Origin of the sequence: Emticicia sp. BO119 (assembly GCF_013912375.1) — a bacterium.
GTDB lineage: Bacteria > Bacteroidota > Bacteroidia > Cytophagales > Spirosomataceae > Emticicia.
Map to the genome: position 1 here is coordinate 245,592 of NZ_JACETV010000008.1, position 22,633 is coordinate 268,224.

The 22,633-nt window shown below is 35.4% G+C and carries 15 protein-coding genes; 12 read left to right on the forward strand and 3 right to left on the reverse strand.

What is annotated here, in order from left to right:
* The first annotated feature begins 60 nt into the window (after positions 1–60).
* From H1R81_RS22630 to H1R81_RS22660, 8 genes are all read left to right on the forward strand, one after another.
* Positions 61–453, forward strand: coding sequence for a hypothetical protein (locus H1R81_RS22630; protein ID WP_181843029.1), 393 nt, complete (start codon positions 61–63; stop codon positions 451–453).
* Between the two features lie 89 nt (positions 454–542).
* On the forward strand, positions 543–3,665 hold the full coding sequence (locus tag H1R81_RS22635) for an efflux RND transporter permease subunit (RefSeq protein ID WP_229251198.1): 3,123 nt from the start codon (positions 543–545) through the stop codon (positions 3,663–3,665).
* Entirely contained in the window at positions 3,662–4,873 is a 1,212-nt protein-coding gene (locus tag H1R81_RS27510; RefSeq protein WP_229251199.1) for a TolC family protein, read from the forward strand. The genes H1R81_RS22635 and H1R81_RS27510 overlap by 4 nt, the downstream gene beginning before the upstream one ends.
* A 12-nt stretch (positions 4,874–4,885) precedes the next feature.
* Positions 4,886–6,058, forward strand: coding sequence for an efflux RND transporter periplasmic adaptor subunit (locus tag H1R81_RS22640; RefSeq protein ID WP_181843030.1), 1,173 nt, complete (start codon positions 4,886–4,888; stop codon positions 6,056–6,058).
* Positions 6,059–6,144: 86 nt separating this feature from the next.
* Positions 6,145–6,984 (forward strand): transglutaminase family protein, encoded by an 840-nt coding sequence (locus H1R81_RS22645; RefSeq protein ID WP_181843031.1) that lies wholly within the window; start codon positions 6,145–6,147, stop codon positions 6,982–6,984.
* A gap of 174 nt (positions 6,985–7,158) precedes the next feature.
* Entirely contained in the window at positions 7,159–8,568 is a 1,410-nt protein-coding gene (gene glmM, locus H1R81_RS22650) for a phosphoglucosamine mutase (protein ID WP_181843032.1), read from the forward strand.
* 519 nt (positions 8,569–9,087) lie between these two features.
* Positions 9,088–11,340 carry a 3-coathanger stack domain-containing protein gene (locus H1R81_RS22655; protein ID WP_181843033.1) on the forward strand — a complete coding sequence of 751 codons (2,253 nt, stop codon included), beginning with the start codon at positions 9,088–9,090 and terminating at the stop codon, positions 11,338–11,340.
* A 141-nt stretch (positions 11,341–11,481) separates the two neighbouring features.
* Positions 11,482–13,782 (forward strand): sialate O-acetylesterase, encoded by a 2,301-nt coding sequence (locus tag H1R81_RS22660; protein WP_181843034.1) that lies wholly within the window; start codon positions 11,482–11,484, stop codon positions 13,780–13,782.
* 1 nt (position 13,783) lies between these two features.
* Here the strand turns inward: H1R81_RS22660 and H1R81_RS22665 are convergent, their stop codons facing one another.
* The gene (locus H1R81_RS22665; protein WP_181843035.1) at positions 13,784–14,521 is read right to left on the reverse strand and encodes a peptidase; all 738 of its coding nucleotides are present in this window, start codon (positions 14,519–14,521) and stop codon (positions 13,784–13,786) included.
* Positions 14,522–14,646: 125 nt separating this feature from the next.
* The gene (locus H1R81_RS22670; protein ID WP_181843036.1) at positions 14,647–15,609 is read right to left on the reverse strand and encodes an alpha-E domain-containing protein; all 963 of its coding nucleotides are present in this window, start codon (positions 15,607–15,609) and stop codon (positions 14,647–14,649) included.
* A gap of 255 nt (positions 15,610–15,864) precedes the next feature.
* Here H1R81_RS22670 and H1R81_RS22675 point away from each other — a divergent pair, with 255 nt between their 5' ends.
* The 4 genes from H1R81_RS22675 (at position 15,865) to H1R81_RS22690 (ending at position 20,402) form a co-directional block, all read left to right on the forward strand.
* Positions 15,865–16,515, forward strand: coding sequence for a response regulator transcription factor (locus tag H1R81_RS22675; protein WP_181843037.1), 651 nt, complete (start codon positions 15,865–15,867; stop codon positions 16,513–16,515).
* Positions 16,516–16,691: 176 nt separating this feature from the next.
* Entirely contained in the window at positions 16,692–17,132 is a 441-nt protein-coding gene (locus H1R81_RS22680; protein WP_181843038.1) for a hypothetical protein, read from the forward strand.
* 227 nt (positions 17,133–17,359) lie between these two features.
* A complete protein-coding gene (locus H1R81_RS22685) occupies positions 17,360–18,400 on the forward strand; it encodes a phosphotransferase (RefSeq protein ID WP_229251201.1) in 1,041 nt (346 codons plus the stop codon).
* Positions 18,387–20,402, forward strand: coding sequence for a T3SS effector HopA1 family protein (locus tag H1R81_RS22690; RefSeq protein ID WP_181843040.1), 2,016 nt, complete (start codon positions 18,387–18,389; stop codon positions 20,400–20,402). The genes H1R81_RS22685 and H1R81_RS22690 overlap by 14 nt, the downstream gene beginning before the upstream one ends.
* On the opposite strand, the gene H1R81_RS22695 is transcribed toward H1R81_RS22690, so the two are convergent.
* Positions 20,399–22,294 (reverse strand): tetratricopeptide repeat-containing sensor histidine kinase, encoded by a 1,896-nt coding sequence (locus H1R81_RS22695; protein WP_181843041.1) that lies wholly within the window; start codon positions 22,292–22,294, stop codon positions 20,399–20,401. The genes H1R81_RS22690 and H1R81_RS22695 overlap by 4 nt on opposite strands.
* Between the last annotated feature and the right edge of the window lie 339 nt (positions 22,295–22,633).

Sequence of the window (22,633 nt, forward strand, 5' to 3'; positions counted from 1 at the left end):
TCGATTTTAATAATTCGTATGTAGGAAGATTATTTATATTTGTTAAAACATCTATAAATAGTGCGCCGCTTTATTGCAGTCATATTGTTTGTTACCATCTTTTTGGGTAGTTTAGTTCCGAAAGTCAACTGGAGTCAATCCATAAAACTTCCGGAACTTATTACGCATTATTACCAGCACAAAAGAGACGCCCCAAAGGACTTCAATGTATGGGATTTCCTGGTAATGCACTATTCAGCAGATTCTTCTCATGCTAAAACCAAACACCCAAGTTTACCCTCTTTTGATATTAATGGTGTCAGTTATTTATATGTTATCCCAACTTTTATTTCTTTCTCAACTGATACTACTTTTTCTTCTATTGAAAAACAAGACCATTTCAATTGGTTGAATAATTATTTTTTCTCTTTAGAGACTAATCTTCTGAACCCTCCCAGGCATCAGCAATCATAATTTCTGCTCAGAAAACCATTGGCCGTAAGTCTGTAAATACAGATTCAGGGCTCATTACTTCATTTATCATTGCTTAGTCTTATATTATTATGTTTGATGCCATTATAAAATTCAGTATCAATAATAAAATCATTATTGGTATGATGGTGCTGGGTTTGATAGGCTGGGGTGGGTATTCTCTCACTCAATTGCCCATCGATGCCATACCAGACGTAACCAATAATCAGGTGGTTATCCTATCTCAAACACCTACATTGGCTGCACAGGAGGTTGAACAATACATCACCTCCCCCATTGAACAGCAAATGGCAAACCTGCAAGGCGTAGAAGAAATAAGATCAACATCCCGTTTAGGTCTATCGGTTATTACAATCGTATTCGATGAATCAATACCGATGCTACAGGCAAGACAATTAGTAGCCGAACAGCTAAAAGCTACCGAAGATAAAATACCTACTCAGTTTGGCAAACCTGAATTAGCTCCAATTACTACAGGCTTGGGAGAAATTTATCAATACACCATAGTTCCCAAAAAAGGCTACGAGAATACATATTCTCTAACTGATCTGCGTACTATTCAGGACTGGATTATCAAACGTCAGTTGGCAGGAGTAAAGGGGGTAATTGAAATCAGTAGTTTCGGAGGATATGTTAAACAGTATGAGGTCAGCGTGAATCCTGAACGTTTAAGAGCCAATAATATCAGTATCGCTGAATTGTACGATGCTTTAAGCCGAAATAATTCCAATACAGGTGGCAGCTATATCGAAAAAAATAGTCAGGCATACTTTATCAGAGGTGAAGGGACAACTAAAAGTTTATCGGACATTGAAAACATTATTATAAGAACCACCGGTGGTGTGCCTATATTAGTAAGAGAAGTAGCTACTGTACAGTTTGGTCATGCCAATCGTTTTGGAGCTATGACCCAAAATGGCAAAGGTGAAACCGTGGGGGCAGTTGTACTAATGCTAAAGGGAGCTGACTCTGAAAAAACGATTAAGGGGGTAAAAGAACGTATCGACAGGATTCAGAGAACCTTACCAGAAGGATTAGTAATTAATGCTTTTATAGACCGGACAAAGCTAATTGATAAAGCTATTCATACAGTAGAAAATAACCTGATTGAGGGAGGGTTGATTGTAGTTTTTGTGTTAGTGCTGTTGATGGGGAGCATCAGAGCGGGGCTTTTAGTTGCTTCTGTTATTCCTCTGTCGATGTTAGTAACGCTTAGCCTGATGAATGCCTTTGGTATATCAGCCAATCTGATGAGTTTAGGAGCAATTGATTTCGGGCTTATCATTGATGGTTCTATTATAGTAGTTGAAGGTATTCTGCACTATCTGCAAGATAAAAATCATATACCCGAAAAAGTAAAATTATCTCAATCAGAAATGGATAGTCTGGTGTTCAGAGCTACTTCTAAAATACTCAACTCAGCAATTTTTGGAGTAATAATTATCCTTACCGTTTATCTGCCTTTACTGACTCTTTCAGGTGTTGAAGGGAAAATGTTTCAGCCAATGGCTATTACGGTAAGCTTAGCCATTGTATCAGCATTAGTATTGTCTCTGACTTATGTACCTGCTATTTCTGCATTATTACTTAAAAACGAAGGTAACAAACATTTCAAAATCTCTGATACCATCGTACATACAATTTTCAATGCCTATCGTCCATTGTTCAGATGGGCAATGGCGAAAAAGAAACTGGTACTCGGTATTGCTTTTGGGTTGTTTATCGTCAGTCTGGGTATTTTTTCTTTATTGGGTGGTGAATTTATCCCAACATTAGAGGAGGGGGATATCGCCATCGATTTTCAGACCCCTCCTGGTACCTCGCTGACGGCCACCATTGAATCTACCACTAAAGCCCAGAAAGCACTGAAAAAACATTTTCCCGAAATAGATCAGATTGTAGGCCGTATTGGTGCGTCTGAAGTACCGACCGACCCTATGCCTGTGGAGATGTCGGACCTGATGATCTCGATGAAAAACAAGTCGGAGTGGACTTCTGCATCATCTAAAGAAGAGATGTTTGAAAAAATGGCCGATGTGATTGAAAGAGAAGTACCAGGCATGAGTGTTGAGTTTACACAACCAATACAGATGAGGTTTAATGAAATGATAGCAGGTTCAAGATCTGAAATTGTAGTGAAGATTTTTGGGAATGATTTAGATAAATTAGCTGAAAGAGCTAATGCTTGTGCTAAAGTAATAGAAAAGATAGATGGAGTAGCGAGTATAAAAATAGAAAGATTAGTTGGCTTGCCTCAGATTTCGGTAGTATATAAGCGTGAAAAACTGGCCCAATACGGTTTGAATATCGAAGACCTGAACCTGATTCTGAAAACCGCTTTTGCCGGAGAGAAAACCGGAACTGTATTTGAAGAAGAAAAACGATTTGATATGGTACTAAGACTTGACTCTACTTACAGAAATGATATTGAGGGAGTAAAGGCACTTTATATAAAACTACCTAATGGCTCTTATATTAATTTTGAAGAGGTGGCTCAAATTTCCTACGTAACTGCCCCTGCTCAAATCTCACATGAAAACACTCGTCGCCGTATTACAATAGGTATAAGCCCACAAAACCGTGATGTAGAAAGTTTAGTACATGAGATTCAGGAAAAACTGGAAACAGAGGTAAAGCTCCCTGCCGGATATTATTTTGTATATGGCGGAGCTTTTGAGAATCTACAGAAAGCCAAAGAGCGCCTGAGTCTTGCTGTTCCTATTGCGCTACTACTCATTTTTATGCTGCTCTATTTTACCTTTCATTCATTCAGACAGGCATTCATGATTTTTACTGCCATTCCGCTGTCAGCCATTGGAGGTATTGTAGCCTTATGGGTTCGGGATATGCCATTCAGTATTTCGGCAGGGGTTGGCTTTATTGCTTTGTTTGGAGTAGCTGTGCTCAATGGGATTGTGTTAATCAGCCATCTGAATCAGTTAGAAGACGAGGGGCATCTTGATATTTATAAAAGAACTTTTCAAGGTGTAAAAAACCGTTTCCGACCCGTATTGATGACCGCCTCTGTAGCGTCTTTAGGCTTTTTGCCTATGGCTATCTCGCATTCTGCAGGTGCTGAGGTACAAAAACCTTTAGCTACAGTTGTGATCGGAGGGCTTATTTCCGCCACCCTGCTTACACTTGTTGTACTCCCTGTTATCTACAGTTTATTCAATAAAAACAAAGTTCAATGAAAACCTATATTCTGAAATATCTCCATGAAACATTACTGATATTTATTTTTGTTAGTAATGGGGTCTTTGCACAGACGCTTACTTTAAAACAAAGTATTGAGATAGCTTATAAAAATAACTATTTGTTAAAAGTCAGTAATTTAGAAACTCAAGGGCAAGAATTATTAATAAAAACAACCCGAGAATTGGCCAAAACTAACCTTGATGTTCAATTAGGGCGTACTCAAACCTACTATACTAATGATTATACCCTGGGGCTTGTGCAACAATTCTCTCACCCAAAACTTTATCAGGCACAGGCAGATTTGCAAAAGAGCCGCGTTGTTGCGAGCCAGAAAAATGAAGCCTTTCAAAAAAATGAGGTAGTAAATAACCTCAAACAGGTATATTATCAGCTTTTTTACTATCTACAGTTACACCGATTATTAGCCGAGCAAGATAGTATATACCGAAATACAATGCAGATTGCTCAGGCAAGATATAAGACTGGAGACATCAACTCTTTGGAAAGAATCAGTGCAGAAGTTCGTTTACAGGAAATAACCAACAGACTCAGAGCTTTGGAAAAAGATGAAGAAGCCGCTTATCAGCATTTCAGGCTTCTACTGAACAATCAACAGAAATTTGACCTTGATTTTAACCTTCCTATAAAAAGAGATACTTCAGTAGTTGCGAATGCCTTATTGCTGGCAAATAACCCTCTTCTATCGGTGTATGAACAACAGGCAGTTGTTAGTCAGCTGGCAACCAATGTAGAAAAACAGAAATTAAAGCCTGATTTCAGAGTAGGTATAATAAATCAGAGTATTGAGCACAAGCTTAACCAGATGATATTTTCGGCAGGTGTAGGCTTACCCATTTTTACCAAAGCACAAAAAGCTCGTATTGATGTGGCAAAAGTGAATGAAAAAATAGCTGATTCAAACCTAAAACACATAGAGTTTCAGTTAAACGGACAATTGAATATATTAAAAATGAATTATCAGAAATACCAGAGCTCACTGAATTACTACGAAAGCTACGCTCTGCCCCAAGCGGAATTAATACTGAAAAATGCTATGAAGAGCTATCAGAGCGGAGAGATTGATTATGTGGAGTTAGTACAGGGTAATCAACAAGCCTGGCAAATCAAGGACAATTATCTATCAACTGTATTAAATTTTAATCAGACTATTATTCAGATAGAAACACTTTTAGGAATCGAATAAATGAATATTCTTATGAAAATATACTTTTTTCTTTCAGTATTATTGGCAACAGGGCTTGCATCCTGTTCAAAAAAAGCAGAAACAACTGTGGCTATTGCTGATACAAGTAAAGCTCAGCCAGAAGTTCTGCAAATAAAAATAACACCAGAACAATTCAAAAACTTGAATCTATCCTTAGGTCATTTTAGAGAAATGGCTATAAATGATGAAATCAAAGCAACGGGTATGGCTGATGTGCCTCCTGAAAACTCAGCTTCAGTCAGTATTCCTATTACAGGCTTTGTCAAAACTATTTTTGCTAACAATGCTTTACCAGGTCGATTTGTCACAAAGGGTACTGTTTTAGCTACAGTCGAATCTATTGAGTTTATTCAGATGCAACAAGATTATTTTCAGGCAGTTGCTCACTCAGTTTTTTTAGAAAAAGAATTGGAGCGTCAACAAACTTTAAGTGCTGAAGATATTGGTGTAAAGAAAAAATTACAGCAGGCCGAAGCCGAATTTAACAGTAATCAGGCACTGATTAAGGCTTTAGAAGCCAAACTCAAAATGTTAGGCATCAATATTGCCACATTAAAAAAAGGAGAAACTGCATCGGTTATCTCTTTAGTTACGCCAATTAGTGGATACATAAAAAGCACAAATATCAACACAGGGAAGTCGGTTACACCTAATGATGTCTTATTTGAGCTCATCAGTAAAGAGCATTTGCACGTAGAGTTAAAAGTATTGGAAAAAGATGCCTTCAGGATTCAAAAAGGACAAAAAGTATTGATTGATGATAAAAGATTAGGAGATAAGGTAGTGGGGACTGTATTTCTGGTAGGTCAGACATTTGAGGATGAATCAAAAGCTATTAATATTCATGTGCATCTTGATAATGAACAACAAGAACAAAAATTGATTCCGGGAATGTTTATCAGCGCCAGAATACTTGCAGGTACACGCACAGCCAAAACACTGTCAGAAAGTGCGATATTGAGAGAGTCTGATGGAAACTTTATAATTTCTCTTGAAAAACAAAACAACAAAGAAGTAATTTTCAGAAAAATACCTGTTAAATTGGGGGCGAATCAAGGGCAGGATATAGAGATACAATCAGTAGAAGATTTAGATGACTCAACAATAATAGTTACAGATAGAGTACATTTTTTATCAGGAATGGGTGGAACTGATGAAGATTAAAATTTTGTTCAGATTGCAGAAACTATTTGAGTTTAACTTTTTTAGCTCAAATAGTTTCTCAGGTTAAAATACTCAAAAAACAATTTATGGTTCTAAGCGTTGAACATACTTTACATTATAAATATTCTCAACCCGTTTTTCTGACACCCCATTATATTTATTTGTCGCCAAAGGCATCTCCACACCAAGAGGTAAACGATTTTGAGCTTGAAATTAACCCTGCGGCTAATATTCTATATAAGAATATAGATGTAGAAGGCAACGCACAGTATGTTGCCTATATTAATTCTTCGTGCGAAGAACTTACTTTTAAAGCTACTTTTGAAATAGAATCGCTCCCAACTAAACCATATCATTTTATATATTTCCCTTTTAGTGCCGAAAAGCTTCCTTTTAATTATCCTGAAAAAGAAGCTTTACTTCTACATCCGTATCTGAATCTGTCTGGTGTTACCACTTTGATACACCAGTTTGCCCGTCAGATTGCAGCAGAGGCAAACTGGAAAACCACAGATTTTTTAGCACGTATTTCAAAGTATATCAAAGAGAGTTTTGTCTATGAAAAAAGACTTGAGGGGCCAGCCAACGCTGCCGAAAAAACACTGCTTAACAGAAAGGGTACTTGCCGCGATTATGCAGTACTGATGATAGCAAGTTGCAAAGCTTTAGGTATTGCAGCCAGGTTTGTAAGTGGCTATTGTTATGGCAGTTTATTACAGCAACACGAACTACATGCCTGGGTAGAGGTATATCTGCCAGGAGCAGGTTGGCGTGGTTTTGACCCGACAGAAGGGAAAATTATTGACGACCACTATATCACATTAGCGTCTTCGGCGCAACCTGAGTTAATTAACCCTATTACAGGAGGCTTTAGAGGTAGTGCCAAATCACAATTAGATGCCTATGTAAATATCAAACGCCTTTAATATTCCTTTTGTTAAATTGGCTTTATGTTCAGGTAAAAATAAAAGAAATTGAAAAAATTAAGTTTTTTTTTATCTTTGTCCGTGATTAGCCTTAGTTAATACCTATATTAATTCGAGATTATCCTTAATTAATGTATAATACCTAATTCCTAAAATTCCCAAAACGCATTTAAAGTGACCCTTATTAAATCTATTTCTGGTATCCGCGGAACCATCGGCGGGAAAAGTGGTGATGCCTTAACTCCCTTAGATATTGTAAAGTTTGCTGCTGCTTATGGGGCTTGGCTTAAGAAAAAAAATCCGAATGCCGACCTTAAAGTTGTTCTTGGAAGAGATGCTCGTTTATCTGGTAAAATGGTTTCAGATCTTGTCTGTTCAACCTTAGTAGGTATGGGCTTTCATGTAATTGATCTTGGGCTCTCTACAACCCCCACTGTTGAAATAGCAGTTCCTTTAGAAAATGCTATCGGAGGTATAATTCTCACGGCCAGTCATAATCCTATACAATGGAATGCGCTGAAATTACTAAATGAAAAAGGTGAGTTTATTTCGGGAAGTGATGGAACCGAGTTACTTGAAATTGCTGAAAATGAGTCATTTGAATTCAGCGATGTAAAGCACTTAGGCAAAGTAACTAACAATGATACTTACCTAAAAAAACATATTGACCTGATTTTAGCTTTGCCTTTAGTAGATAAGAAAGCTATTGAAAAAGCTAATTTCAAAATAGTCGTTGATGCCATTAACTCTACAGGGGGCATTGCAGTGCCGATGCTTTTGGAGGCTTTAGGGGTTACACAAATCAGACAAATCAATTGTGAGCCTACAGGTATCTTCGCTCATAATCCAGAGCCTTTACCTGAAAACCTGAGAGAAATTTCTTCTGAAACACGTAAAAGCAACTATGACTTAGGTATTGTAGTTGACCCAGATGTAGACCGCTTAGCATTCATTTGTGAAGATGGTGAGCCATTTGGCGAAGAATATACACTCGTTGCAGTGGCCGATTATGTCTTATCAAATACAAAGAAGAAAAAAAGCTTAAGGACAGTCTCAAATCTTTCTTCTACTCTTGCTTTGAAAGATGTAACTATAAAAGCAGGTGGTGAGTATGCATCAGCGGCTGTTGGCGAAGTAAACGTGGTGGTCAAAATGAAAGAATTCGGAGCAGTTATTGGTGGCGAAGGTAATGGAGGGATTATCTATCCTGAACTGCACTATGGTAGAGATGCATTGGTAGGTATCGCTTTGTTTCTTACCCAGTTGGCTAAGTTTGGTAAACCTGTCGGCTTTTTAAGAAAAACTTATCCGAATTATCATATTGCGAAAAAGAAAATAGAATTAACTCCTGAGATTAATGTAGACGAGGTATTAGAGGATATCAAATTGAAATATGACCGTTATCCGATAAATACAGAAGATGGAGTGAAGATTAACTTTGAGAAAGAATGGGTACATTTACGTAAATCTAATACCGAGCCTATTATTCGTATCTATGCCGAATCAGAGTTTGAAACGACAGCTTCGAATCTTGCCGATAAAATTATCAGAGATATCAAAGAATTAATCTCCCAAAGAGTTTAATTGTAAATAGTGGTAATTCTGTTGATTTTAAGTTAAAATCAACAGAATTACCACTATTTTAATTGTTTTTTAAACACTTCATGTGTTTTTTTCATTAACTTTGTATCTTCATTCTTAGCTATTGTTTCTCTCGGTTTTCTCAACCATCTATACTCTACTTACTAAATCCTTTTCTTTGGCATCAATTTTGTGCCGATAGGTTTAAAAGCTATTTTAACAATTATACTGCTTATCAGAATAGAACAACTTTTAATTATAAAGGAAGTTTTTCTTTGTAGTTATTTATTCAAAATATAAATAATATAAGAAAACGCAGGACAATATTTTTTATAATTATTGGATAAAACCAATATTAGGCTAAACTTGATTTTTAGCAAAATGAATGACATATGGTACCATTGGAAAATAAAATGTGCTTTTATATAACATTTATATAAGTTTTGTCATTATAGTTTACGTCAGTAAATTATAAAATTCAAGGAACAGTGCTTTTCATTAAAATTGTACTTTAGTAAAAGTATGGATTCAATTAAGGTATTTACTAAGTCCTTTATCCAGAATGTTCATACAATTAAATTATTAGAAGTTATCATTGTCATGTCAGGAAAAAAAACAGCTCTACAAATCATTACGTGTCTTCTTGCTTTTTCCGTTTTTTTACAAACGAATGCCCAGAATTCGGCTACTGCCATAGATTGGCAAAGGTGCTATGGATGGGATAGCTGGTATGGTGATGAAGGTGTGCGGATAGCCCCTTCTCAAGATGGGAATTTCATAACCGTAGGAAAAAAAACTTTACAGGGTTATGAATCGATTGCGGCTTCTAAAGTGAATGCTAAGGGTGAGTTACTTTGGGAAACTATTATTTTTGACGACAGAGCCTATACTGGATTCAGAGGAGTAGATATTATTCAAAATTCTGATGGTGGGTATATTATGATTGCAAAGGTAATCAGTGTACAAAAACTTAGTTTTGTTAGTTCTGACTTAAGGAATATTGAAACGAACCCTTTTGCTAAGGGCTATTATGATATATTAATTACCAAGTTAAATGCCCAAGGACAACGGGAATGGTTTAAATTATTAGGTGGGTCGGGCGAAGATATGCCTGTCAGGGTTTTGCTTACCTCTGATAATAACATTATGCTACTTGGCTATACTACTTCTGCAGATTATGATATTAGTGATTCAGGCAAAAATACTTCTTCTTATAATCGTGATATATGGGTAGCTAAAGTCAGTCAGGCAGGAGATATTATCACCAAAAAATGTTTTGGAGGTAATAATGACGACCTTCCGTTTGATATGAAAAAATCATCTGATGGCAACTACGTGATTGTAGGCGGTACTAATTCAGATGATGGACAATTTGGTTCCAACAAAGGAGCAAAAGACATTTTTGCCATTAAAATTGATGAATCGCTCAACAGCATCTGGAAGAAAACTTACGGTGGAAATTTAAATGATGAAGCTCATAGTGTTATAGCCTTGCCTAATGGAGAATTAGTGATAGGTATTGTTTCTAATTCTCTGTCAGACGATTTCTTTAAAGAGCCTAATAGCGACTTCCCTAACAATTATCAGGAAAACGTCTGGTTATTCAGATTAAACGCAGACGGCGATTTAGTTAATTCAAAAATATTTGGTGGCTCTGGAAGAGATCTGCTTAATGATTTGATTCTGACTCGCGACGGTAACTGTGTTTTTATAGGCTCTACGAATTCTAATAATGGAAGTATTGTAGACAGAAACAGGATTTCGGGCAACAATAATGACAAGTTTGACGTATTTTTAATGAAAACAACGACGAATTTCGATGTTATCTGGCAAAAAACTATGGGAGGCTCAGAAGATGACGAAGGTAATGGTGTAATAGAAACATCAGACGAAACGCTTATAACAATAGGTACAACGAAGTCGTTTAATGGAGATGTAAGTGGAAATCATGCCAGTTCACAAGACCCTCGGGATATATGGTTAGTTAAATTAAGTTATCCTTGCCAGACAGATATAATCACAAGTATAGATTTAGTTGCCACTAATACTGACATACTTGCCTCTGAAAGTATCAACAGTTCAGATAGAATCAGAGAACATTCATCGGTACGATATTCGGCTAATAAAAACATTGATCTCACCAATGGGTTTAATATAGAGCTTGGTAGTGTATTAGAAATTAATCTACAGGGCTGTACCAATGGCACGGCCGGAATCAGTGGAGTGCCGATTCAGGTAAAAACCAATAATGAATGTAGAGAAGGCGGCATGAAATTTACTTTTCATCCTTTTACTCCTGATAGCGATTTATCACAATACCGAATGTCAATTCAGAATCTTGATCCATCAATAGAGTTCAAGTTTTCGGGTAATACACTTATTACAAAAAACAATGTGCCTGATAACCATAATGCCTATTATCTTTTGACTGTTTCACGCGATGGATTCAAAGACTTTGTAGTACAGGGGTACACCAGTACCTGCGAACACGATGGTGCTCCTATTAATTGTCCAGAAAATACAAGTACAGTTATATTAGACAAAGAATATTATAACGAAGGAGATACTTTTACTGCCACCTGGACCGGAGAGTTAATTCCTGACCAGACTCTTGAGTGGTTTAATGAAAATGTAACCTTAATATCTAAAAACGGGAAAACCATGGTGGGTAGGATTAATGCTTTTCCGGCGCATCTTCAGGCTCAGCCAGGCGTATTTGTTACCTATCGCCCATGTCATGGAGCCGTACGGGTTGATTTCAGAAAAGTTGAATAAAACCTATACCCAATAATAAGGTTCGGCTAAAAAATAACACCTATAAAATCCTTACTTACAGCGAATTAAGTGAGGATTTTTTATTTTAGTTTTTCCTCATTATTTTTGTACTTTAATACCTAAACACGAAGAATTGTTGAAATGCGAATTTTGAGTTTAATTGCTATTTTATTAACATTAACATCTACTTGTTTTAGTCAAATACAAATTAGTTTCCCTAAAGACAGAAGTGTTTTTCAAAGAAATAATCAAAATACTTCGTTAGTAAATATTGCAGGGAATTTTGATGGAGAACTGGATAAAATTGAAGCAAGGTTAGTACCTGTTAAGTCGAATCAGGGCATTCAAACAACCTGGATTACTATTGCAACAAAGCCTGAAGGCGGATACTTTGTAGGAACTCTGGAAGGGCAAGGTGGCTGGTACACCTTGCAGGTAAGAGGGTTGCTAAACGAAAGCGTTGTAGTACAAGGTTCGGTAGGAAGAGTAGGCATCGGCGAAGTTTTTGTAATTGCCGGACAGTCAAATGCAGAGGGTAAACTTGATTATGGTGCCAAGCCTTCTCTTGATGACCGTGTGAATTGTTTTAATTACAGAACAGAAGATAATTTATGGGATTACCCGTATTTCAGTAGTTTTTCTCATATTGAAACAAGTACAATGGTTGGCCCTAAGGGGCAAGGCTCGTGGTGTTGGGGAGAATTAGGAGATTATCTGGCGCAACGGCTCAATGTGCCTATTTTATTTTTAAATGCTGCTTATGGTGGCAGTTCTTCAGAAAACTGGTACAGCAGCGCTCTTGGTAAGCCTACTCAGAATGCATTTCACCTGCCTTATATCGGGGGTGCTCCTTACTCAGGTCTCAGAATTACTTTACAATTTTACGCCTCTTATCTTGGAGTACGTGCTGTTTTATGGGAACAGGGAGAAGATGATTCTGAAACAACTGAAAATGTTTATTATACGAATCTAAAAACGATTATCGAAAAAAGCCGTTCTGATGTCAACAAGAATCTAAGTTGGGTTATATGCCGAACTTCACTTAACGATTTTGCTTCTGTTCATGTGAATCCTGCCGTAATAAAAGCCCAGAACAGAATAATTAATTCCATTGAAAATGTTTTTGAAGGCCCTTATACTGATTCTATTCAAGTACCCCGTGTAGAAGGAGTACACTTCAAAAACCTGGGAGGCACTAATGATGGAATTTCTGATCTGGCTAAAGCCTGGAATACAAAACTAAACGATATTTTTTTCAATAAATCTATACCTTTTTTATCATCTCCTATTGTTACCTTGCAGGCCAGTTGCCAGTTTTCTGAAACAGCAAAACTAAGCGTACCAGGAACTTTTGATTCTCAACGTTGGTCTGATAACTCTACTGCAACCTCGTTAACTGCTGCTAATGGTAGTTTTAGTGCCATTATGCGCGATGGTATTGGTAATTATTTTTTTTCAAACACAGTCAATATTAAAGGATTAGCCCCCACTGTTGTCCCTTTTGCAACAGCTAAAAAAAACCCTAATTTTTGTGAAGGAGGGAATACTGAATTAATAACAAATGATACACATTATGCCAGATTCCGTTGGAATACTGGAGAAACCAACAAGCAAATTACTACGAGCACATCTGGCGTATATACAGTAAGAGGTATTAATTCTTTAGATTGTTTTTCGCCACCTTCAAACGAAGTAATCACCCGAGTGCTGGCTCTCCCACCAAAGCCCAATATTATAATCGGCAATGGTCCGACAGTATGCGAAGGTTCCTCTATAGTGCTCTATGCTTCAGGGTTTGGAAAAAGCTTCTGGAGTACCAACGATAGTTCAGGCAGCATTTCTTTTACCAAACCAGGAGATTATAGTGTTTCGGTAAAAGTCCGTGATGAAAATGGTTGTATTTCACCAAGTTCGGATATATTGAAAACTAGTATTAAACCCAGACCGGAGCAACCAACTATAGCTCAGATTGGTGCATTTAGTTTAGAGGCTGAACAAATAGTTGAACATGTTGACGCTTACGAGTGGAAAAAAGATGATGCTTTTCTAACCACAAGAGCATCTATTATTAAGTCTGTTAAGCCTGGTTTTTTTACGGCAACGGCAATTAAAAACTATGCAGTTGGTAGTGGTCTGACATTAGGCTGTCGATCATTCACATCCAAGGCTTTTTCATTCATTCCGAATACAGAAATCAAAAACCTGATCCTGTATCCTAATCCTGCTTCTGATGGGGTGATATATCTTGAAGCTCGTGAAGATATTAGTGACTTGCTATTATCTGTTTATAATGTAAACGGTAAATTTGTTTACTCTACGCTCGTACCCTCTCTTACAGAACGCAGACAAATAAACCTGTCTTTCCTACAAGACGGCAAGTACATTATCAGGTTACAAAACAGTAAGTTTTCGGAATCAAGAAATATTTGGATTGAGAAGTAGGCTACTCCCCTACTTCTAAAGTTTTACTAAAGATAGGCTCCATCCAATCTGTTGAAAGTTTCTGTACGGAAGCATTCAATAGAGCGTTCCACTGATATGAAATCTGCTCCAGGTCTTGTTTTTCATAACGGTGTTCGGCCATATTAAAACTATTCTTTTCGCAGAGAATAACATCAATCGGAAAATCAACATCATTAGCACTTACCCGTGTTGAGTCAAAGGCCAGAAACCCTAATTTTAGTACTTCCTGGAGCGAAGTATTATATTTAAGATTACGATATAAAATAGGCTTTCCGTAATTAGACTGCCCTATTATAATAAACGGAGAGCCTTCTGTAACCTCTATCCAGTTGCCTTCAGGATATAGCATATATAATTTATGCTCGTCGTCGTTTTCAAGTTGTCCTCCTATTAAGGCCGAAAGATTAAAAGCTAACCCAGCCTCTTTTAAAGAAAATTTATCTTCGCTTGCTACTCTCTTTACCTGGTCACCAAAAGCATTCACTGCCTTATACATTCTATCAAATTTGTAGTCTTGCTGTTCTAATACCTCTTTAAAGTACGTAATAGCTTTATCACGCACCGAACGCAAGCCGGCCGTCATGATAAACATCGAATGATGGTTCGATTGGTGAATAAATACTTTTTTATTCGTAGAAACTTCACTACCAGAAGTGATGCGTGTATCAGCTATGGCTACAAGCCCTTTAGCTACTTTTACTCCAAGACAGAAAGTCATATTATAATGTTGAGCGGATCGCCGCCTCGACTATTAGCAATGAAAGCAGCATTCATCACTGATGTATAAAAAACAATTACAAAAGTATAAAAGCTATCTTAGTTATTACTACTTATTTACAAAAATTATTGTTCAACCGGTTTCAATCCAAAATAGGTATCAAAAATAGTTTTTGCTACGTTATTATTTTTAATCTGAAATTCATCTAAATATGGGTGTAGAGCTTTCTGAAAAATATCATCTACCTCTGTAAATTCTATTTCATGGCGCAGTTTACTCAGCGATTTTTCAGCAGGATTAGAGTATCCTTCGGTCATTTTATGGCCTGATATCTCATACAAGGAGAGTTCTGCCTGACGGATGCAATAAAAAACTGAACGCGGAAAACTCTTGTCTAAAATCAGAAACTCAACAATATGCGAAGGATTAATGACTCGGTGCTCCTGACGGTACATATTGAAGGCACCTACTGATTTCAATACCGATGTCCAGATTAATAGTTCTTGTGGTGAGCCGAAGGCTTCATCATCAGGCAATAGAGTAAAATAGCGGACATCTAAAAAACGTGAGGTTTTATCGGCACGCTCCAAGAAACGCCCCATACGCCCAAAATGAAAAGCCTCATTACGTGTTACTGTAGCGTCAACAATTCCCCAGAAAAGCTGGCATCCGTCTTTTATTTCAGTAAAAAATTGTTGGAGTTGCTCTACATCCCAATTTTTGGCAGATTGTGTTTCTTTTATTTTCAGATAAAAAATATTTATATGCTCCCACATTTCCTTTGTGATGCTTTCTCTTATAGTACGGGCATTCTCACGGGCAGCAGCCAGACAACTATAGATAGAGTTGGGATTACGTTTATCAAAAGTCATAAAATCAATCACATTATTCCGATTGGCCCGGCTATGAAACTCATAAAAACCGTAATTATCAGCAGTAGCTATTAACAGGGGCTCCCATTGCTCGGTTAAAATACCTGGAGCATCCAAGGCAAGGTTCAGATTTACGCTTGCAAAACGAGAATAGTTTTCTGCTCGCTCAATATAGCGGCTTATCCAATAAATAGAATTGGCGACACGACTCAGCATAATATTCTTTGGTTTTTATTGATGACAACCAAAGATAGTAAACGAATTTTGAAATCCAAACGAAATATTATGAAGATTCCTTTTGCCTCTATATCAAAAAAAGAAGAAATAAAAAATTCACTACTTATAGGTATTTTATTTTATTTCCAGATATATTAGCTTTGTCTAAGAATCAGGCCAAACACTGCCTCCACAAGCCATTATTAAAATCAATTTATCCACTTCTTTTTATTTTATTAATTATACATATTATCTATGCAAATCAGGGTTTTAATTGCTGATGATCACATTATTGTTGCCGAAAGTTTAGGTTTTTTAATTGATACGATGGACGGCATTGAAGTAGTAGGGATAAAAAATAGTGGTTGGCAAGTATTAACCTTTTTAGAGGGATCAGAAACAGATATTGTGCTGATTGACTATCATATGCCCTTAATGAACGGCATAGAAACAACCATAAGGATTCGTGAGAAATATCCTAATATAAAAGTTATGCTTCTGACGATGTCGGAAGAACCTGCCATTATTAAAGAGGCTTTAATAGCTGGTGCCGCAGGGTATATTGTCAAGAAAATTGAAAAAACAGAATTAGAAATTGCTATTAAAACCGTAGCAAGCGGAAAAAAATATCTTAGTGATGAAGCTGTAATGAAACTGGCCGAAATACCCAACCTGAATACACCAAGCGGTACAGAAGAGGTTAGTGTGAGTATTCCGATAACGCCTCGTGAGATAGAAATTTTAAAACTGATTGTACAGGAGTTTTCAAATGCAGAAATAGCCCAAAAAATCTATATTAGTCCTACTACAGTTGAAACTCATAGAAGGAATCTGATGAAAAAATTAGGGGTTAATTCAGCTCTTGGACTATATAAGTATGCTCAGAAACATGGTTTAATTGATTGAGTTGAATACACTTTTCTTAATTTATAGATATTAGGTGTTCTACCTTGTAAAATGAATTAATCCTTTTTGACAATGAATTACAATCTCAAGGCCATTATCTAAAATGTGCCCAAAGGTTTGTATTGACTTAGTTATAGGCTAAACCAAATTTTTAATATTTAAACCCTTATAAAATCATGACCTTAAGAGAATTTGATGCCCTTTTCAAAGATTCTGCTAAAGAAGCAGCCGATAGAGATGCCTTTGATTTAAAACCGGAAGCACAGAAGTTTGCAAACGATTTAGAAACAAATGTTGTCCCTTTAGGCGGTGTATTCCTGATGGGTGATCACCAAACTGAACCGAATAAGAAATATGCTTACTTTTTGAATGCAGACGATAACGATAGTCTTGATGATACTGCCAGTATTGACCCTAAGCATCATGTGGGTGTTCTTTTCCATGATAATGATTTTCTACATTGGCAAAAAGACTCATTAACGCTTTTCCTTTTGGATAAACCGGATAATATTATCGCTATGGATAAGAATAATAACAGACAAACTTATTCAGTAAAGGATATTAATGACCTACTTGACAAAACAGCTTTAAGCACTTATACTGACGGACACCGTTAATTCTGAAATCTAAGAAACTGTTTGAGTTAATCTTATTGAACTAAAAAAGTTGCTTTTTGACCAATACTGCGGTGAAAAAAGCCTCATTTAGCTCTGCTAAACTCCGGTTTTTACACCTTGTCCTGGCACAAAAGTTATCCTTTTTTATTTTCAAAATTTAACTCAAACAGTTTCTAAAAAATTAATCATTTATGTGGTTATTAACCGGATACAGTATCTTTCAGTATATGATAAATCACCCAAAGGAAACTATAAATATTGGCTATGAATCCTTACAGGATGGTAATCTGGAAATAAACGAATATTTTAAAAGTAGTCGGAATAATATTTTCAAAGTAGTCCTGAAAGACAAAGTGCTTATTCTAAAGCAACCTGATAATGATGAGAAAAGCTATATAGAGACTATTGAGAATGAAGCCAATTTTTATAGTTTTCTTAGGGAAGAAAATATTTTGTTAGATTCAGTTGGTGAGTTCAAACATTTTGATTCTGAAAATAAAATATTGATTCAAGAATCAAGCTTAAAATATGATTCTATAGAAAGCGATACCTTAACTGACAAAGAAAAAATATCTAAGTTTATTGAAGGGGTTACCCATATCTTATCTCAGATTCATGATAGATTCGAAAACAACGAAAAACTACCCAGTTATTTCGATACTTTTAAACCTACCTTGCTTGATAAGTATAAAAGACCGCTTCTTTTAGAGGATATGAAAAAATCGAGGAATAAATCCTTAAAAGATCTGGCAAATAAAATTGAAAGTATTAAGGACATCATAGAATCAATTGAGTGGATAGATAATGAAACAATCATTCATCGGGATATCCGTTATCAGAATTTTATTTACAATTCTTCGGAATCAAAATTTAAACTTATTGATTGGGAAATGGCCGCCACCGGCGATAGTTGTTGGGATATAGTTACTTTTTGTTCAATTATTTTTAAAAGTATAGCCCCAATTGGCCCTAACTCTCTTAATACACTTCTGACACCTAAAAATGCCTACATAATAATAAAGAGAATAATTGAGGCATATTATATAAAGAGGTATCCGGATAAAGGACCTCTTCCTGCTTCTTTTTTAAAGAAAGTTTTGCGACTGTGCGAGATTAATTTAATGGAAACCTATATAAAGGCCTTTTTAAACAGAGGTATAGATGAAGGCTACTTTGCAGTTAAGAAGTTTACTGAATTACTTGATACGAGTTACTCTGATAATTTTTATTTAACCTATTTAAATAATAAAATTAATGAGAGCTATTAAAAAACCTTATAACGAATTACTTAGAGACGAGTTTATCGAAATACTTAATCTTATAATTGAAGAGAATTTTTTTAGTTCTGAAAAAAAACATATAGGATCATCGTCAAGTGATTCTACTGCTGTAAGAGTATTATTAAGCGAAGAGTATTACGAAAAATTCAAAGACTACTATATACAAACAAATGCCCTTCACAGATTTATTTATGATATTTATAGCCGCGACCTTAAAAACTTAAGTTCTTACTCAGAAACTGATAATGAGTTTAATAAATATTTTAAAGAAAACAGACCGGTTAAAGAGTTATTCTGGCAAAGTTCATATTGGCATTATGATAGCGATTTCGGTGTATTAAGAAAAGAGAGTTTAAAAAAACTTGAAGCAAAAGGCCGATACTACGAAAAAGAACTCATAAATGACCCAAATACTTTAGATAACAAACCCTATCAGAATGCTGAAAAAATACATCCAACTCATGTATTTAACGATATAAGTAAAGACAATAAGGAAAACTATAACTGGATATATGGCAAATATGACTTTGTTGATGAATATTATATAAGATTCTACTGGAATTTTTACCCGAAAAAAAATCTTATTTCAAGATTTCTTAAAACAATTCAAACAAGTTTTGATAATAACAAGATACCATTTCAGTTTAAGTTCTTGTCAAATATCAACAACTATAAAACACATGCTGATGTTGGCGTTCTTTACTTACCCAGAAAGCACATACTTATCTGTTTAGAAATAGTAAGAGACATTCATAAGGAATTTAATGAACATCTTTTCTTTAAGAAAAAGAAGCCTATGTTTACCTACCCCTTAAAAAGAGGGCTTAGCTTTGGAGAAAATCCTGACGATAGACGTTACACAAGTTTTGGCAGTTATCGTGCTATACATATCTCTATGGCAATTATTGATTTCTATTTTATACAAAAACATAATAGGGTACCTGATGTAGATGAATTAATTAATCTATTAAATCAAAAAAAATGTAAACAGCCTGAATTAACAGATTGCCCACATAAAAAAGGATGTGAAACAACGGCTTTTGTAGATTGCCCCTACCGAAAAAATATAGACTGGACCACCCAGTTTTATATAAATGAGTTTTCTAAGTACAATTATCAAGAAGAGTTTCAGTTCTTCTCTAAAACATACTTCCGCAATCGAAAATTAATCATTGTTCCTCCAAAAGACTTATCCATTAAAAACGATTGGATTTATGAAAACAGAGAGAATAAAAGAAAAAAATATTTATTCACAGCCGTACAAATAGGCAATTTGCTATGCAAAGAAGCGATATGGTATAAACCATCAGCTAAAAGCAAGGGCAATAGTTTAGTAGATGAAAGTGAAAAACCCAATATCAGCTATCCTCTCAATTGTAATTGGCTGAGTTTCAAAAAAATAATAAACAACCAAATATCTGTTAAAATAGGATATCAATTTGCTGCACTTGATGAAACTTTTATTGAAGGGCGTTTTGGTGTAGCCTATTTTTTAATGATGCTTAATCGGGCCTATAAAGATGAGACTTTTTATCGAACTGGTTATAGAGCTTTAGAAGGAGCTTTTAACCTAATATCGGATGACTCTGAAGAGAACTACGTGGCCGAATTAGGTTGGGCGCTTCCAGAGATGACTGATACTTTACTACAAGAAGTGTTTTCGAAGTATTACACTAAAGTAAATATTCCAGACAGAGAATCTTTTAAAATAAAAATAGACCGTCAACCGAATGCATGGCGGGAAGAAAAGTTCAAAAACGTAATTGATAAAGTGGTAAGTACAGATCGAATATTCTTGTCGCAAAAAGAACTTAGTATTGTTGATGAAATACTTATGGACTATTTTGATGTTGATCGCCCATTTGGAAATGCGTTAGGTACAGATGAGTTTTGTGCTACCTTAAAAGACGGCTATGCACTTTTAGGGTATTTTTTCTTACGCCTTTACGATTCCAGATCCTTTAGGAAGCTACCATTTCAATTTAATTAATAATTAATTTCGATAGTAATTTCAGTTCTCCAAGCATCACTGCTATTGAAATTAACTTTTCCGTTAATTGTTTCAAGGCGTGTTTTAAGATTCTTTAATCCAACGCCATTGGTTGTAGAGGAATCTGAAATTCCTTTCCCGTTATCTCGTATGCTCAGGATAATATTCTGAAGACTTACCTCAAGGCTAATCTCAGCCTTATTAGCTTCCGAGTGCTTTAGTATATTGTTTATTAGTTCCATACATATACTGTATAATTCTAAAGCCATTCTTTTATCAATTCTTTGAATATCCCCTTCTGAAATTAAATCTATATGAAGTTTTTCACTTTGGTTTACATCTTTACAGAGTTTTCTTATAGCCTCAAGCAATCCTTTTTCTTCAAACTCAGCTGGTAACATATTATGTGAAATAAGCCTCACTTCAGCATAGGCATTCTTCATCATACTCAATATTCCATCATATATTTTTCTTTCTTTTTCGGTCAGGTTACTTCCATTCAGAGCTTCAAGTCTCCATTTAATTGCAGATAGTGTTCCCCCAAGATTATCATGCAATTCTACGGCCACTCTCTTTCGTTCAATGCTTTGCCCTTTAAATAGTGCATCTAATATTTCTTCGTTTTTCCTTATCAATTCATCATTAGCCTCTGATAGTTCCTGAGTTCTCTCTTGTACCTTTATTTCTAAATCTTTATTAAAATTTTCAATAATTGTCTTTTGCGTATATATCTGCTTATTTTTGTAAAATAAAGAACGGTAAAACAATAAAATAACTCCAATGATTATCATCGTAGTTATCACTACGATTAAAAGTATAGTGTTTTGATTTCTTTGTTTTACTGTGCTTATGTTTAATTCTTGTATTTTTTGTTGCTGCTTTTCAGCCTCGTAATCAAGTATGATAAATCTGTTAAGCTGAGAATTTTTGATTGAATCTTCATCAAGTTTAGCATGTATATAAGTATTCAGATAAGTAAAAGCCAGATCTTTTCTATTTAATTTTAAATAAATATCAGATACTGTTTTGGCTATTTCAGCAACTAAAAACTTCCCGACTCCATTTGAATAGGCATATGCTTTTTGCGCCCATAAAAGGGCATCACTCAGATTGCCTTGCAAGAGATATATCTGAGCAATTTCGTGAGCAGTATAAGCTATGCGATCTTTATATCCATCTTCTACATTAATAGCTCTTTGCAATCTATTAAGTGCCAGATCATACTGTTTTGTTTTTATATAAACTTTGGCGATATTTATTAAAGTAGCGGTAGCTACTTTATTACTCCTAAGAGAATCATTAGCCCGTTCACAATTGGTCAGATACTCTAATGTTTTCTTGTAATTATTAAATTTAAAATAGGTAATTGCGATGTAATTTAAACTCATTAAATAGTCTTCTTTATTACCATATTTATTGCATAAGCCAGAATGCAACTGATAATATTTTAAGGCATTATTCAAATCATTAAGCTTAGAATAGTTGTAGGCAATCAAATTGTATATCTTTATTAAATCTGAGTAACTTTTTAATTCTTCTGCAATATGTAATGCTTTGAAAAGATACTCTGAAGCCCGCAAAGACTGATTTCTATAATACTGGGCTAACATTATATTTCCTTTTAAAGAACCCTTTTTGTAATTTATTTTCTGAGAAAAAGCAAGAGTTTGCTTTACTAATAATACCGCAGAGTCGGCATTTGCATTTAATGCTTCTTCACCTACCTCAAATAGCATTCTTACACGCGTCGTATCATTCGCAAAAGACTTCCCTTCTGCCGGAAGTCTGGTCAAAATTCTTTTTAGACTATCTGCCTTTGGAATATTAACCTGCTGACAAAAACTATTAATGGAAAGCAATAGTGATACATAAAAAAAAGTGTATTTTTTCATGATGGGATTAGGATAGTAAGGGATAAACGTAAAACTTACGAGTTGGGTAATTGATAAATACTAATCTGTTAATTATATTCTTAGATTTAGTTCAGAAATATGAGCGCAGTTACCAAATATTTTGTCACTTTCTGACACAATATCTGTAATTGAAGACTTACTTTTCTTAAGTAAAACCAAACGCAAACTATCGGCACTTGATTTAGTGTATGCAGTCAGGTCAGGTATAATCAGGCGAAACAAAAAAAGAAAAGAATAATTTTTCATTTAGTCAGGAGCAAAGTTTATTATGCGTTGAATGTACTAATTTTTATTTAATCTTTCACCTATAATTTTACA

Excerpts from the sequence above, each read along its gene's own strand:
- H1R81_RS22635 (WP_229251198.1), top strand. The coding sequence starts at position 543 with ATGTTTGATGCCATTATAAAATTCAGTATCAATAATAAAATCATTATT.
- H1R81_RS27510 (WP_229251199.1), top strand. The coding sequence starts at position 3,662 with ATGAAAACCTATATTCTGAAATATCTCCATGAAACATTACTGATATTT.
- H1R81_RS22640 (WP_181843030.1), top strand. The coding sequence starts at position 4,886 with ATGAAAATATACTTTTTTCTTTCAGTATTATTGGCAACAGGGCTTGCA.
- H1R81_RS22645 (WP_181843031.1), top strand. The coding sequence starts at position 6,145 with ATGGTTCTAAGCGTTGAACATACTTTACATTATAAATATTCTCAACCC.
- H1R81_RS22655 (WP_181843033.1), top strand. The coding sequence starts at position 9,088 with ATGGATTCAATTAAGGTATTTACTAAGTCCTTTATCCAGAATGTTCAT.
- H1R81_RS22660 (WP_181843034.1), top strand. The coding sequence starts at position 11,482 with ATGCGAATTTTGAGTTTAATTGCTATTTTATTAACATTAACATCTACT.
- H1R81_RS22665 (WP_181843035.1), bottom strand. The coding sequence starts at position 14,521 with ATGACTTTCTGTCTTGGAGTAAAAGTAGCTAAAGGGCTTGTAGCCATA.
- H1R81_RS22670 (WP_181843036.1), bottom strand. The coding sequence starts at position 15,609 with ATGCTGAGTCGTGTCGCCAATTCTATTTATTGGATAAGCCGCTATATT.
- H1R81_RS22675 (WP_181843037.1), top strand. The coding sequence starts at position 15,865 with ATGCAAATCAGGGTTTTAATTGCTGATGATCACATTATTGTTGCCGAA.
- H1R81_RS22680 (WP_181843038.1), top strand. The coding sequence starts at position 16,692 with ATGACCTTAAGAGAATTTGATGCCCTTTTCAAAGATTCTGCTAAAGAA.
- H1R81_RS22685 (WP_229251201.1), top strand. The coding sequence starts at position 17,360 with ATGATAAATCACCCAAAGGAAACTATAAATATTGGCTATGAATCCTTA.
- H1R81_RS22690 (WP_181843040.1), top strand. The coding sequence starts at position 18,387 with ATGAGAGCTATTAAAAAACCTTATAACGAATTACTTAGAGACGAGTTT.
- H1R81_RS22695 (WP_181843041.1), bottom strand. The coding sequence starts at position 22,294 with ATGAAAAAATACACTTTTTTTTATGTATCACTATTGCTTTCCATTAAT.